Below are 13,204 nucleotides of genomic sequence, written 5' to 3'. Positions count from 1 at the left end.
CCCCATCTCTCACCCCCCCCCCCCCCCCTCCCCCGTCAGGTTTCTGCGCCCCCCCAACCCCCCCCCGCCCCCCCCCCGCCGCCCCCCCCCCCCCCCCCCCCCCCCCCCCCCACGGCAACCCTCAGCGACAGTAAAGTGTCACCTTTCTACTGCTGAACACGTCCGAATTCTGGGCGCCGTGATCCATGGCCAGAGTACCCACGGTCACGAATTCGCTGCGGCGGGAGCGGGCGTCCGCCCCAGCGAATGCCCTTCTCGCTGCGGATGCGGACGCGTTCGCGACGCTGCGACGCCAGGACGTCGGGGTGGCGGGCATTGGCGTTGCGCCAGCGCAGTCGGCGTGAGGGCCGGGCTTTGGCCGGCGGCATCCATTCGGCGGGGTCCTTGTCGCCCTTGACACGGTTGGAGCCGAGGCTGACGGACACCAGGGAACGGTTGGCGCCGAGATCGTTTGCGTACTGCTCGCGCCGCTGGGCGCTCCACTTCGAAGCACCGGAATCCCAGGCTTCAGCGAAGTGAACGACGTGGTCGATGTCAGGCTGCCGGGCGTTGGAGAGGCTTTTGCCGTCGTAGTAGGAGTGTCACGTGCGCCGGTCAGCGCACAGTGCCTGCCCTACCGGGCCTTCTTGGTCGCTTCGGCCAGGAGGACTTCCTTGCGGGTGTCGCAGCGGTCGTGGTCAGCATCGATCCACAGGTGGAGCTTGGTGCGGGTGTAGCCGGTGCGCGCCTCGCGGGCGACCTTCAGCCGGCCTGGCCTTCCCGCGGCCGCAGACCACAGCGTCGACGTCGACAGCATCAGCCACCAGCCGGTGTGGCGCGAAGACCACGAGCCGCTGTACCGCAACGACAACCGCCATCCCGACGAGTCTTCGACCAGCGATTCCATCCACGCGACCCGTTCAACGCGGACCTTTACGGCTATGTGGAGGGCAACCAGGCGTCGGCCTTTGTGGGCACCACCAAGGACGCCGATGCCAACTGGCTGACCAAATACCGGTACGAGGTGGATGCTCCCGGCGGCATCGACGTCAACCAGACCTTGCCGAGCAACAAGTACCGAGGTGAGGAGGAGATCGCCTTCCCCGGGGGCATTGACCGCCAGCACATCAAGGGTGCCTGGCAGATCCTCCCCGACGGGACCAAGGGAGAATGGATGCCGAACCCCCAATACGAGCCTCATATCCCCAAACAGCCCGTCGTTCCCGCCCCTGAAGCACCGCCCGCCAGTCAACTGCCCGAAGGATGGACCCGATGAGTGGCTACCTGGTCCCCGACCGTTTCGAAGTCATCGCCTTCAACGGCGACCAGCAGGCCGACGCCGTCCTGAGCTGGGAGGGCGAGAACCACGATTTCACCGTGATCGCCGACGGCCCTTGGGGGCGTGTCACCGGCAGAGCGGATGACTGCTTCGAGGCGCTCACCCGCATCCGCGAGCAGATCGAACCCCAGGGGTGGCTCCTGGGTGTCAACGGCTCGCGTCGCGACACCTGGCCCTCCGGGATGTGCCGTGGGACCGGGGGTTTCCTCGTCTACCGACTCAGGCCCGGGCTTCGCCCCACCAGCGCCGATCGCATCCAGACATTCCAACCCGCACCCCGCGAGACGCTGGCCACTGTCGCCGAGCAGATCGCCTTCGAAGAGCAGTGGAGCCAGTCGCTGTGACCACCCCGTCCAGCTCTGCCCCCGCCGTTCCCCCGGTCACCGAGGCTCTGCGCGCCCAGGCCGCACAGCAGCGCGGCGGCTACGTATACGCGATCGACCCGTACTTCGACCCCAATGGCGCCGTCCCCCCGTACGGCATCGTCGGCGGCTGGTCCGTCGACTGCAACGCGCCGTCACCGGTTATGGCAGCGAGCAGGAACTCCTCGCTGCCTTCCGCGACGCCACGCTCCTCCTGTTCACCCAGGAGGGGCAGACCGGCCTCTACACCGTCGTCGAGGACGACGGCAGCCGCTACATCCCGGCCTTCACCCACCCCACCCAGACCCCCGACACCTGGCACCAGTGGCAACACACCACCGGCCATCACCTCGCCGCCACCGGCCTCCCAATCCGCCTTAACCCCGGCCACCGCATCAGCCTGACCATCCCGGGGGTGTTCTCTAGTGGGGCTGACCAGCGAGCACTGACTAGGTGTTTTTGAACCTGGTGACCCGGCATCCGGGCCGTTTGGAGCACATAGAACTCGGTGTCCTCCGGGTATGGCGCTGTGCCAAAATCCAGCGCATGCCTGTTCGATACCCGTCCCCCCTGCGTCCCGGTGACCGTGTTGGTGTTACCTCTCCATCGAGCGGGGTCGCGAAGGAATTGCGTGAGCGCCTCAATGTCGCCGTTCGTGACGTCCAGGACTGCGGGTACGAGGTCGTCATCGGCCGGTGCATGGACGGCTCCGGGCACGTCAGTGCTTCGGCCGCTGACCGCGCGAGCGAACTGATGTCGATGCTGACCGACTCCACCATCAAGGCCATCGTGCCGCCGTGGGGCGGAGAGACCGCGATTGACCTGCTACCGCTGCTCGACTGGGACAGGCTGCGGGAGGCAGAGCCCACCTGGCTCGTCGGATTCTCCGACATGTCGACCCTGATCACGCCGATGACGCTGCTCGCTGGGACGGCGACAGTCCATGGCAACAACCTCATGGACACGCCCTACCGAGTGCCCGAAGGACTGCGATCGTGGCTCGACATCGTCGCAGCGCCCCGGGGGCACCAGTTCACCCAGACCCCGCCCGGTCGCCATCGGGCCACCGGCTTTGACGACTTCGCCGCCCTCCCCAACATACGCGAGTACACGCTCGACTCCGTGGGCGCCTGGACCCGGCTCGACGGGAGCGGTGACGTGGAGGCCGAGGGAAGGCTGATCGGCGGCTGCATCGAAACTCTGTGCAATCTCGCAGGGACGGCCTACCTCGACGTCTCGGCCTTCGCTCGCAACGAGTCACCGGATGGGCTCCTCGTGTATGTGGAGGCAGCCGGCGACGATGCTTTCACCATCTGCCGGAACCTCCATGGCATGAGGCTCGCTGGGTTTTTCGATCGGGCGAACGCGGTTCTCGTTGGCCGGACCAGCGCACCCGACAACCGTTCCCTCAGTCAGCACGAGGCCGTCCTCGACGCACTTGGTTCTCTCAACGTGCCGATCATCGCCGACATCGAGTGCGGTCACGTGCCGCCCTACATGCCGATCGTCAACGGAGGGCACGGCCGTATCGTTCACACACCGAGCCGGAGCGAACTGACGCAGACCTTGGGCTGACGCATCAGACCGGCCGCCCAGCTCTGACCGAGGTGGGTCGGGTCAACAGGACGGCTCCCCGCTTCCGGTGCGCCTTTTCGTCCAGCCGGTGCGGGGGCTTTTGCGGGTCAGGCGCCGGGTCATCATGGTGATGAGTGCCCAGTTCAGGTGGGCTTCGGAGTGCTGGGGAAGGCGTTCGTAGTCGCGTGCGTTGCGGCGGGCGTTCATACAACAGCCGATCGAGCGCTCGACTTTCCAACGGCGGGGCAGGACGACGAAGCCCTTGACGCCTTTGGGTCGGGAGACGATGCGCAGGGTGAGCCAGAGGCGTTCGCGGGCCCAGTCCACGAGTTCGCCGGCATAGCCGCGGTCGGCCCAGACCTGGGTGATCTGCGGCTGGGTGAGACGCAGACGCCAGAACACGTCGCGGGCCCCGTCGCGGTCCTGGATGTCAGCGGGCGTCACCGTGATCATCACCGGCAGGTCGAGAGTGTCTACGGTGATATGTCGCTTGCGGCCGTTGATCTTCTTCGCGGCGTCGTAGCCGCGGCTGTCCTTGCCGACGGTGGAGGCGCCTTTGACCGACTGCGAGTCGACGATCAGTGTCACAGGGTGCGGGCAGCGGCCCTTGCCGGTACGGATCCGGCGGCGGAGTTGGTCACGGATGTAGGTGACTACCCCGGCCCGGTTCCACCTCCAGAAGAACCCGTAAACCGTCTCCCACGGCGGGAAATCCGCGGGCACGGCCCGCCACTTCGCGCCGTTGTCGACGATGTAGCGGATGCCGTCGACGATCTCCCGCCGGGGCCACTTCTCCGGATGTCCGCCGGTCTTGGTCTGGCAGGCCGGGATGGGCAGCAGGGGTTCGAGGAGTGCCCATTCGGCGACGGAGGTGTCGGACGGGTAGCGGCGGCGACGGGAAGCAGCGGGCATGGCGGGCTCGACAGGGGGGATCGGCGGTGGACAGGGGCTATCTGGAGAGCTGGGCGAGGGTGGCGCGCACGCCGGTGAGCTGGGCGGTTGCGAGCTGGGCCCATTCGTCGTCGGGGTAGCGGGCCAGATGCGGATCGAGTGTGCCCGTGATCACCCGGGTGAGGCGGCCGAGGATCTGCCGGAACTGCCGCTTGTCGTACTCGATCCAGTCCGCGGGGTCGTCGGAGAACATGAAACCGTCCCGCCGGGTCCAGGTGATCGGAGTCAGGTTCTCGGCGGCGACGGCGTCGCGGACGTGCCGGATGCCGCGGCCGACCTGCGAGCGGGTCAGACGGGTGGCGGACATGAGCTGGTAGGTGTGCAGGCCCGCAGGGCGTGCTTCCATCAGGGCGACGCGGACCAGGTCGCCGTAGTGCTCGGCCAGCGGCCGGGCCTCCCGGCGCCGCGGCACGGCTACTCCTCGCTCTTGAGCAGCTGGACCAGCTGCTCGTCCAGGGTGAACTCGCCGTTGTCGAGCGCCCCTTCCAGCCAGTCCGCCGCCGCGCGGACCCGGCCGATCTGACGCATCACAGTCTCGCGCTCGTCGTCGGTAAACTCCTGCCCCCGCAGCTGCGGGACCAGCCGGCCCAGGGTGGCAACGAAGCCGTGGCAGGAGCCGACCAGATCGAGATATTCGATGGTGTGCTCGATCGCGCGCACGGCCGGCGTGCGCTCCCGAATCCGGTCCCGCGTCTCGTTGGAGTTGTCGAACTGAGCGCGGTTGACGAGCATCCGGGTGGTGTCGTCCCGCATCGTCTTCCGAGCGACGGCCGGGCGGCGCAGCAGGTCCGTGGTCACCTGCTGGGCGACCGTGTCGTCCCTGGTCAGCTCCGTGACGACCCGCACCCGTTCGGCCGGGGTGACGTGCTCGGTAACCGCCGGCCGCTTCAGCAGATCGGTGGCGACCTGGGCGGCGACCTCGTCGTCCCGGGTCAGGTCGGCCACGGCCTGGACCTTCTCATCGACCGTTACGGGCCTGTCGACCCGTTGGCCGACGACCCGTTTGGCGCCGTCCGGCGTCCACTGCCGGGTGCCGGTGCGCGGGTTGAACGGCGCGTCCTCGATTGCCGCCCACCGCTCGTCCTCGTCCACGACCGACGCGAGGATGCGGTGAACAGTGAACGACACGCCCTCCTTGCGGTGCTTTTCCGGCCACCGGTTGGCGGTGTAACGCCAGTCCTCCACCGTCCGGCGTTCGACACCGATGTCGTCCGCGAACAGCTGCAACGACTCCGTCACCGTGAACAGGTCGTCCGTGCCGTTCGGCATCGACCCGCCCACCGCCCTCATCGGCTCGATCTCCAACGCCATGTCACCCAGGGCGAACTGCGAGCGGGCGATCTGCGCGATCAGTTCCTTGGCCTGGGTGACGAGCTGTTCGTAACGCTGCCGGGTGACGTTCCCGATCCGGTCGGCCACGTCGGTCATGATGACCACCGCCCTCGCCCGGTTCCGGCCCAGCCACGTGACCGGTCAAAGGGGCGCCGGCCCCGGTCACCGTCCACCGTGACGCGGGCGCGACACGCCGGGGCAGAGCGTGAACCAGGCGCGCTCGAAGCGCTCGGCGGCCACCCACAACTACCCTGCAAATCAAGGGGTGTTCGAGTACTCGCGAGGCGTTCGGCTAGGGCGTTTCGGTAACGCTGTTCCGCGACGCCCGCCGTTGACGACAGGCCCGCACCCGGCAACGGTCCGAGCAGTACACCGCAGCCCTCGACCGTTCCACCCCCACCGTCCACGACCGCCCGCAGACCGGGCACTCCGCATGCTCTCCCCGCTGCATCGCAGCCACCCGTTGCCGGGTCCGCTGAAGCCTCCGCCACCGCCTGACCTGCACCGACCCGAGCAGAACACTGCCTCTGCCGCCATCGTCTGCGGCAGCAGATCACCACACTCCCGGCAGTACCGCCGAGCCTTCCCGCCAGCCCCCACTCACCAGATCATCCAGCCGTACCCACCCCACGGCCAGGGATCAAAAACACCTACTGAGACCCGTTCAAGATCGCTTCCCGACTGCCAGAAGATCGTTTCCCGCCGATGGACAAGCCGTGTCATCCGTCGGACCAGGTGCGGGGACCTGGAGGCTCGCACTGGAGGCGCCGTCGCGTACGACCGACGCTCCTGTTCAGGGCCGGTAGACGCACTCCGCCAGCGTCGCGTGCCTCTTCCAGCCCAGCGTCTCGTACAGCGCGCGCCCGTCGTCGGTCGCGCCGAGAACGCCAAGGACCGCGCTTTCCTCCAGGGCGCGGTCGGCGAGCGTACGCATCACAAAGCTGCCCAGCCCGCGTCGCCGATGGGACTCCTCCGTCACCACCCGGTCCACGACTACGGCTTCCCCGAGGGCCGCCATCTGCCCCTTGGCCGCTTGCGCGCCCGCCGTATCCAGTACCCGAACGTAGGTGACGGCCCCATCGGTCTCCACGGTCGCGGTGTATCCCTGGGGCGCGACCGGGGACGTGGCCATCAGGTCAACGGCCATCAGATGTCCGATCTCGGCCATCTCCCATCCCTGGGGCAACCAGGACTCGATCTCCACCGGCTCGGCGGGCATCTTCATCCAGGTCCGCGGGATGGACACCGAGGCGGCGGCGCTGCGGACCAACGTTTCCTCGGGCTCGGGCAGGACATGGCGTCCCGCTTCGTTGGGGTTGTCGGCCACCTCGATGTAAAACCCCCAGGGCTTCTTGACCGGTGGGGACGTCTGCCGGGACACGGCCCAGCCCGCCACCCAAGTCCTGACTATGTCCGCAACCATCAAGCCCTCCCGAAGCTGTGGCCGTCGCCAACGGCCTGGTAATAGCCAGCAGTCCGGATCACACATTACGTCGCCGCGCAGTCCGTGGCATCTGTTTTGCCGGGGAGCGGATCCTGAAGCGCAGTCGCGAGCCGAGCGGGGGAGCTCCACCCGCCTGTGGACAACCTGCCTCGTGAGGGTCAACAAGCCGGTCCTTGACTTGCGTCCGAGCCCGTAACTCCCCCGGTGAAGGTGGCCTGCGCCTCCGCGGCCATGGCTCGGCATCGGGGGGGCTCGCGGGTTGGGCGGGCTCGCCAGTCTCGGAAAGTCACCGGTCAAGAGTGCAGGTACGGGCGCCGAAATAGGACGGGCCTGGCTGCATCTCTGCACGTCCTGGTGATCTGGGGTAGTCCCGTCTATGGCATTGAACGTGCTTGAGGCGAGCAGTAGTTGTCGCCTGGCGGCATAGATGATCACCCTCTGTGATCTTCTGCCTGTCTGCCCTACGGTGTGGGCGGGGTTCTGGCGTTCTGGCTGAGGCCCTGCATAGTCCTGGGATCTGAGTTAAGGGTGGGCGATGACGTCGCTGTTCAAGCGGCTGGATGAGGAAGAGGCCGTCGCCCGGGGCGAGTTGTCTGCCCTGCGTGACAAGACGGCGCAGGTAGAAGAACTGCTGGCTCGCTTGCGAATCACCCGCGAACCGCGTTGGCCTTGGTCGGCCACGAGATGGGAGCCTCGGGTCACGGGTCGGGGCCCCGGGATACGCCGCATGCTGCCGACGACGCGGCCGATGCGGGTCCTCCGGCGACTTCGTGCCGCCCTGGAGCAGCTCCTGGGCAGCTCGACGGGCCGGTCACCGGCGACGGTCGCCCGGCTCACCCAGCAGTGGTAGGCCGACCACCAGGCGTTCAGCGAGCGCGAACTGTCCGACAGCGACTACGTCTACGTAGGGGCCGACGGCATCCACCTGCGCATACGCCTGCAGGAAGCGAAGTCGTGCGTGCTCGTGCTGATGGGCGTGCGCGCGGACGGCACCAAGGAGCTGATCGCCATGAACGGCGGCTACCGCGAATCAGCCGACTCCTGGGCCGACCTGGTGTGCGACTGCCAGCTGCGAGGGATGCGCGCTCCCGTCTTGGCGGTCGGCGCCGGCGCGCTCGGTTTCTGGAAGGCCCTGGCCGAGGTGTCCCGAGGCCCGCCATCAGAGGTGCTGGGTTCACAAAATCGCAAATGTGCTTGACAGCCTCCCGAAGTCCGCCCAGCCGGGAGCGAAGAAGGCCCTGTAGGAGATCTACAACGCCGAGCACCGCGACCACGCACTCTTGGCGGTCGCGGCGTTTGAGAAAACCTACGGCGCGACGTGGCCAAAGGCCGCCAAGAAGATCACCGACGACGTGGACGAGCTGCTGGCGTACTACGACTTTCCCGCCGCGCACTGGATCCATCTGCGGACGACGAACCCCATCGAGTCCACGTTTTCCACCGTCCGGCTGCGCACGAAGGTCACCAAGGGCGCCGGCAGCGCGGCCGCCGCCTTGGCCATGGTGTTCAAGCTCGTCGAGTCCGCCCAGCAGCGATGGCGGGCCGTGAACGCACCCCACCTGGTCGCCCTCTCCGTGCTGACAGACGGAGAGCCAGTGATGTCCTCCCGACGTCGTGACAGGTGCACTCTGCGGACACCTTCTGTCCGCCATGCGGCCTACGGTCGGTTCATGAGCGCAGAAACCTCCTCCAGTCAGGTCACTCCGTTCCGTATTGACATCCCGTCGGCGGCCCTGGCCGACCTGCATGAACGGCTCGACCGGACCCGCTGGCCCGACGACGAGATGCCCGGCATCGGCTGGAGTCAGGGCGTGCCACCCGCCTACCTCAAGGACCTCGCGGCCTCCTGGCGCCACACCTACGACTGGCGTCCCCATGAGGCCGAACTGAACAGTCTGCCCCAGTTCACCACCGAGATCGACGGCGCGAACCTCCACTTCATCCACGCCCGTGCCCCCAGGCCCGACACGCTGCCCTTGGTCCTCATGCACGGCTGGCCCGGCTCGGTCCTCGAACACACCGCGCTCGTCGAGCCGCTCACCGCCGACGGCCGTGACGTCGTCGTCCTGTCCCTGCCCGGCTTCGGCTTCTCCGGACCGACCCGCGCCCCGGGATGGGACATCGTGCGTATCGCCCACGCCGGCGCCGAGCTGATGCGTCGGCTCGGCTACGACCGGTACGCACTGCACGGCAGCGACTGGGGCGCGATGATCGCCCGCGAGTGGGGCCGCCTCCGCCCCGACCAGGTGGCCGGGATCCACGTGACCATGCTCCTGTCCGCCACGGCCACCGCCGAGCCGACCGAGCAGGAGAGGGCCGGTTGCACCGAAGCGGAGATCGTCCGCATGCGCGCGTCCGCCGCCCGCCGCGCCCGCAATCAGCGTGAGGAGATGGGCTACGGCATCCTCCAGTCCACACGCCCGCAGACCCTCGGATTCGCTCTCACCGACTCTCCGGTCGGCCAACTCGCCTGGATCCTGGAGAAGTTCAAAGCCTTCTCCGACTGCCGTGAGACACCCGAAGAAGTGATCGACCGCGACACCCTGCTGACCAACGTCATGCTCTACTGGCTCACCGGCACCGCCACGTCCTCGGCCCGGCTCTACTACGAAACTGCCCACGCGGGCACGGGCTTCGCCGACGCCACCGAGCCTTCCTTTACCCCCACCGGGCTGGCCTACTTCCCGGCTGACATCTCCGTGCCCGTACGCCACCTCGCCGAACGGACCGACAACATCGTCCACTGGACAGAGTTCTCCCATGGCGGTCACTTCCCGGGCCTGGAGACCCCCGACCTCCTCCTCACAGACCTCCAGACCTTCCTCCGCAACCTCCGCTGAACACTGCACGACACCTCGGAACGACCCGCGCGGGCAACCCTCCGGCGTAGACGAGGTGGACCGCGACCTGGGAGTTCTCGATCCGCCCGGCCGTTCCGGTGTACTGGCGCTGGACCCCGACCGTGTGGGTGCCCTTCTTCACATCGCCGGTCTCGTCGGCAACCAGCACCGCAGCCTCGTCGTGGAGGTGCCCGACGACGTATTCGCGCACGTCGTCGCGGACGGCGTCGGCACCCCAGGAGGCCCGGCACAACAGGTGCTGCATGCCGTGCGGGCTGGCCTAACCCGGCCCAACCGCGATCATCCAGCAGTTTTTGCGCGGCAGGTCCGACAACAGGCCGAGCACCAACCGCCCGCCCGCAGGCGGGGTTCGTAGCGGCTGAACCGGCCCGCGATCCGGCTCATGGCCACCTCGAACGCCTCCCGCCATCGGGCAGGATCTATGCTGTGACCTGCGGCCACCGTCTCATCGTTAGTCCACACAACTCATGATGATCAACGGTGGCCGCACCCCTGCGGTGTCTCCTGTCAGTCCCGGACGAGACAGAACGGGTGACCTGCCGGGTCCGCGAAGATGCGCCAACTCCGCCTCCCCTCCCCCTCATCGAGCAGTGAGGCGCCCAGATTGAGGACGTCGTCCTGAGCTCGGTCCAGATCCTTGACGCCCAGGTCGAGGTGGAACTGCTGGGGCCGAGCGGGGCCCGGCCACCGCGGTGGCTGATGGTCCTCCACCCGCTGGAAGGCCAGCACGAGCCCGTCGGTGTGAAGCGTTGCCCAGCCGTCGCTCAGCGACCACCGCGGATCCGGCTGGTTCACCACACCGCCGAGAAGCGACTGGTAGAACCGGGACAGCTCAACGACATCCGCACAGTCCAACACGACACACTGCAGCTTGGCGATCACGAAGTGCAGCGTCTCACGACGCCTGATCACGATCTACAGCTGGAGTACTAACCAGGTCTTTCACAGAATCATCTACGACCCGTCAGTGAAGGTGTACTGGGAGCGCGGGCCGTGGTGCCGGGTGGGCGGCCTGGGGACGATGTTTGGTTGCTGCGACTGGTGCCGTCGCGTTTCGTGTGGAGCCGGGCTCAGGGGAGGCAAGGCGCAGTCGTTCTCTGTGGATATGGACGGGCTCAAGAACGTGGGGCTGGCGCGGGGGACTTGATGACGCTTCCTGGCTAGTGATGCACCCGGGTCAGACACAGCGTGGTGCCGCCCTGCCGGCCTCCCCGCACGGTGTACTCGTCGAATTCCGGTGGGCATTTCCCTTGGACGGTGGCGCTGAACATGACTTTGTAGTCGGCTTTGGCGTCACTGCAGGCGATGGTGAACATGACCGGATCCGCGTGGGTTCCGAGGTTCTCCAGACAGTCCCCGGCGCCCTCGTCACTGGCGACCTTCTCCGGAGGCTTGCCGTCATCGACCACCGCGTTCAATACCCCGAACCCTGCAGCGACCACGCTCACGATGCCGAGCGCGATGAGCGGCCGAAGCCACGGACGTCGTGCGGGTCCCGTCGGCGTGAACATCGGGACGCCTGGCTGCTGCAGCGGCGGATGCCCGTATGCAGGCTGCGGACTGTGGAAGTGTGCACCAGCAGCGGGCGGCCCGGACGGGGCGGGGCCGGATTGCTGGCCGTAGGGAGCCGGCCCCTGAGACGGCGGTGAGTTCGCAGTCAGGTCCCCCAGTCGTGATGTTGCCGGCCTGGCAAGCCAGGACGAGTTCGATCACCAGGCTATGAGTTCCCTCACTGTGCCGCACACTGGGGGTCACTTCTCACTGCCAGCCAGGACGACGAGGCGCACGTGCGCCTCCCTCCTTGCGCGAGTCGCGAGCGATCAAGAACGACGCTACCGTTGTGATCAAGGTCGAGCGGCCGGACGCGGACGACAAGGAATCGGCGCGGGCCGGTGAAGTCGACCTCGTCATCGAGAAGAACCGGTACGGGCCGCCAGGGCCCGCCTAGTGGACACCGGCGGGGGCCCTTGGGGTATCGGGATGCGGTGGGGCCGTACGATGTCGCCTCGCACGGGCGCCAGGCCGCCGTGCTCCACGGCGCGGTGAAGGTCCCGGACGTGCTCTGCCTCGGCCTCGGTGCCCACCCAGCCGAGTCGGCGGTAAAGACCGAGACGGCGGCGATGGCGGCTATGAGGGTGGCGCCGGCGTCTGGCGGAGGAGAGTGCTCTCACGTGGGGTGGTAAGGGGCGAGGCCCGGAGCCACGCGGTGGTCTTTCGGGAACCCGGAGCTGCCGGTATCGGTTCTTCGGGCATTGCCCTATCGGCCGATGCAGCGGTTTGCGTGTCTGGGGGTTACCGCAGCGGGAAGCCGTCCCAGTGGAAGGCGGCCATGACCGCACCGACAAGCAACATCGGCAGGGATGCCATGCGTGTGTGGTGGAGGGCTCGCTGGTTGCGGATGGCCTTGTAGTGGATGAGACCGGCGATGAGGGGGATCCAGGCCGTCAAATAGAGGATCCACCCTGTGCGTTCTGCGGCGTCGGTGCGAATGATGAAAGTGACGAGCTGGGAGACGACGCCGAGGACGCCGGTGGTGAGCCACCACGCATCCGATACACGGAGCTTTTCCTTGTGTTGCACGGTTTCCGCAGATTCCATTGCTTCCCCTCACTAGCGAACTGGCCTCCAACGCAGGGGCGTTGGAGGCCAATTAAGCATCTTGAAGTGCTTGGTGATCCAGATGATGACCTGTTACAGGCCAGGGGCGCTCATCGACCAGAAGATGGCTTCGGAGCCACTCCCTCGGGCTTCGAAGGCTGGTTTACTGATCTTTTCGTTAGTTCGGTGGGGTTGGTGGGTGGATGGTCAGGCCGGTGTGGGTGAGGAAGGACCAGGGCAGCTGCCGGTTCTGGTTGATGCGGTGGATGCCTTGTTCGGTGGCGTCGGCGACATCGGCAAGGTGCTCGCCGGGGAGGTTGGCGAGTTCGCGCTTCTTGAGCGAGGCCCACAGCAGTTCCACCGGGTTGAGCTCAGGCGCGTAAGCGGGTAATCGCTCCAGGGTCAGCCAGTCCTGTTCGGCGACCCAGGCACGCATGGCCCGGCTCCAGTGGGCGGACAGTCCGTCCCATACCAGCACCACTCGCTCCCCTCGGTAGAACACCTTGAGCTGTTCCAGGACCTCAATGAGGGCGGTGGTGTTGTAGCTGCCGGGCTTGAGGTGGAAGCAACGACGAGGTCCGCGGTCGGGCTCGGCGGCGTGATAGCCGAGAGCCGCGGCCATCGAGGCGCGCTTCCAGTTCAGCCGGTGTCGCAGGATCGGGGTGCGGCCGCGGGGTGCGTAGGTGCGGCGGACCTGGGGCAGCAGTGAGACGCCTGACTCGTCGAGGAAGACGATCCAGGCACGTGTGTTCACCGCCCCCTT

14 protein-coding genes and 2 pseudogenes are annotated in these 13,204 nt (G+C 67.3%); 6 read left to right on the top strand and 10 right to left on the bottom strand.

Annotation, left to right across the window (positions count from 1 at the left end):
* Positions 1-613 precede the first annotated feature (613 nt).
* Positions 614-886, bottom strand: a complete 273-nt coding sequence (locus ACFV1J_RS37235; RefSeq protein WP_385865881.1) for a hypothetical protein — start codon at positions 884-886, stop codon at positions 614-616.
* Here ACFV1J_RS37235 and ACFV1J_RS37230 point away from each other — a divergent pair.
* From ACFV1J_RS37230 to ACFV1J_RS37215, 4 genes are all read left to right on the top strand, one after another.
* Positions 812-1,255 carry a hypothetical protein gene (locus ACFV1J_RS37230; RefSeq protein ID WP_385865849.1) on the top strand — a complete coding sequence of 148 codons (444 nt, stop codon included), beginning with the start codon at positions 812-814 and terminating at the stop codon, positions 1,253-1,255. The genes ACFV1J_RS37235 and ACFV1J_RS37230 overlap by 75 nt on opposite strands.
* Positions 1,252-1,662 carry a hypothetical protein gene (locus ACFV1J_RS37225; RefSeq protein ID WP_385865847.1) on the top strand — a complete coding sequence of 137 codons (411 nt, stop codon included), beginning with the start codon at positions 1,252-1,254 and terminating at the stop codon, positions 1,660-1,662. The genes ACFV1J_RS37230 and ACFV1J_RS37225 overlap by 4 nt, the downstream gene beginning before the upstream one ends.
* Positions 1,568-2,143, top strand: a complete 576-nt coding sequence (locus tag ACFV1J_RS37220) for an SseB family protein (protein WP_385865880.1) — start codon at positions 1,568-1,570, stop codon at positions 2,141-2,143. The genes ACFV1J_RS37225 and ACFV1J_RS37220 overlap by 95 nt, the downstream gene beginning before the upstream one ends.
* 83 nt (positions 2,144-2,226) lie before the next feature.
* Positions 2,227-3,255 carry a S66 peptidase family protein gene (locus ACFV1J_RS37215; protein WP_385865846.1) on the top strand — a complete coding sequence of 343 codons (1,029 nt, stop codon included), beginning with the start codon at positions 2,227-2,229 and terminating at the stop codon, positions 3,253-3,255.
* 42 nt (positions 3,256-3,297) lie between these two features.
* On the opposite strand, the gene ACFV1J_RS37210 is transcribed toward ACFV1J_RS37215, so the two are convergent.
* From ACFV1J_RS37210 to ACFV1J_RS37195, 4 genes are all read right to left on the bottom strand, one after another.
* Complete coding sequence (locus ACFV1J_RS37210; protein ID WP_385865844.1) at positions 3,298-4,167, bottom strand: IS5 family transposase; 870 nt, start codon at positions 4,165-4,167, stop codon at positions 3,298-3,300.
* A 37-nt stretch (positions 4,168-4,204) separates the two neighbouring features.
* Positions 4,205-4,618, bottom strand: a complete 414-nt coding sequence (locus ACFV1J_RS37205; protein ID WP_385865843.1) for a hypothetical protein — start codon at positions 4,616-4,618, stop codon at positions 4,205-4,207.
* A 2-nt stretch (positions 4,619-4,620) separates the two neighbouring features.
* The gene (locus tag ACFV1J_RS37200) at positions 4,621-5,634 is read right to left on the bottom strand and encodes a DUF6192 family protein (RefSeq protein WP_385865841.1); all 1,014 of its coding nucleotides are present in this window, start codon (positions 5,632-5,634) and stop codon (positions 4,621-4,623) included.
* A 697-nt stretch (positions 5,635-6,331) separates the two neighbouring features.
* Positions 6,332-6,961 (bottom strand): GNAT family N-acetyltransferase, encoded by a 630-nt coding sequence (locus tag ACFV1J_RS37195; RefSeq protein ID WP_385865840.1) that lies wholly within the window; start codon positions 6,959-6,961, stop codon positions 6,332-6,334.
* Between the two features lie 796 nt (positions 6,962-7,757).
* Between ACFV1J_RS37195 and ACFV1J_RS37190 the strand changes: the two are divergent.
* Positions 7,758-8,553, top strand: a pseudogene (locus ACFV1J_RS37190) (IS256 family transposase); the annotation flags it as partial.
* A 27-nt stretch (positions 8,554-8,580) separates the two neighbouring features.
* Positions 8,581-9,822 (top strand): epoxide hydrolase family protein, encoded by a 1,242-nt coding sequence (locus ACFV1J_RS37185; RefSeq protein WP_385865877.1) that lies wholly within the window; start codon positions 8,581-8,583, stop codon positions 9,820-9,822.
* A gap of 40 nt (positions 9,823-9,862) precedes the next feature.
* On the opposite strand, the pseudogene ACFV1J_RS37180 reads toward ACFV1J_RS37185, so the two are convergent.
* From ACFV1J_RS37180 to ACFV1J_RS37160, 5 genes and pseudogenes are all read right to left on the bottom strand, one after another.
* A pseudogene (locus ACFV1J_RS37180) lies at positions 9,863-10,227 on the bottom strand (transposase); the annotation flags it as partial.
* Between the two features lie 123 nt (positions 10,228-10,350).
* Positions 10,351-10,725, bottom strand: a complete 375-nt coding sequence (locus tag ACFV1J_RS37175) for a VOC family protein (RefSeq protein ID WP_385865875.1) — start codon at positions 10,723-10,725, stop codon at positions 10,351-10,353.
* 278 nt (positions 10,726-11,003) lie between these two features.
* Entirely contained in the window at positions 11,004-11,354 is a 351-nt protein-coding gene (locus tag ACFV1J_RS37170; RefSeq protein WP_385865838.1) for a hypothetical protein, read from the bottom strand.
* A 781-nt stretch (positions 11,355-12,135) separates the two neighbouring features.
* The gene (locus ACFV1J_RS37165; RefSeq protein WP_385865836.1) at positions 12,136-12,441 is read right to left on the bottom strand and encodes a hypothetical protein; all 306 of its coding nucleotides are present in this window, start codon (positions 12,439-12,441) and stop codon (positions 12,136-12,138) included.
* A gap of 178 nt (positions 12,442-12,619) precedes the next feature.
* Positions 12,620-13,204 (bottom strand): IS630 family transposase (locus ACFV1J_RS37160; RefSeq protein WP_385865835.1); only part of this gene is annotated, 585 nt, incomplete at its 5' end.

Origin of the sequence: Streptomyces sp. NPDC059649 (assembly GCF_042734445.1) — a bacterium.
In the GTDB taxonomy this organism is placed as follows: domain Bacteria; phylum Actinomycetota; class Actinomycetes; order Streptomycetales; family Streptomycetaceae; genus Streptomyces.
The sequence above is the reverse complement of the archived record's forward strand: the minus strand, read 5'-3'. Positions and strand labels throughout refer to the sequence as shown.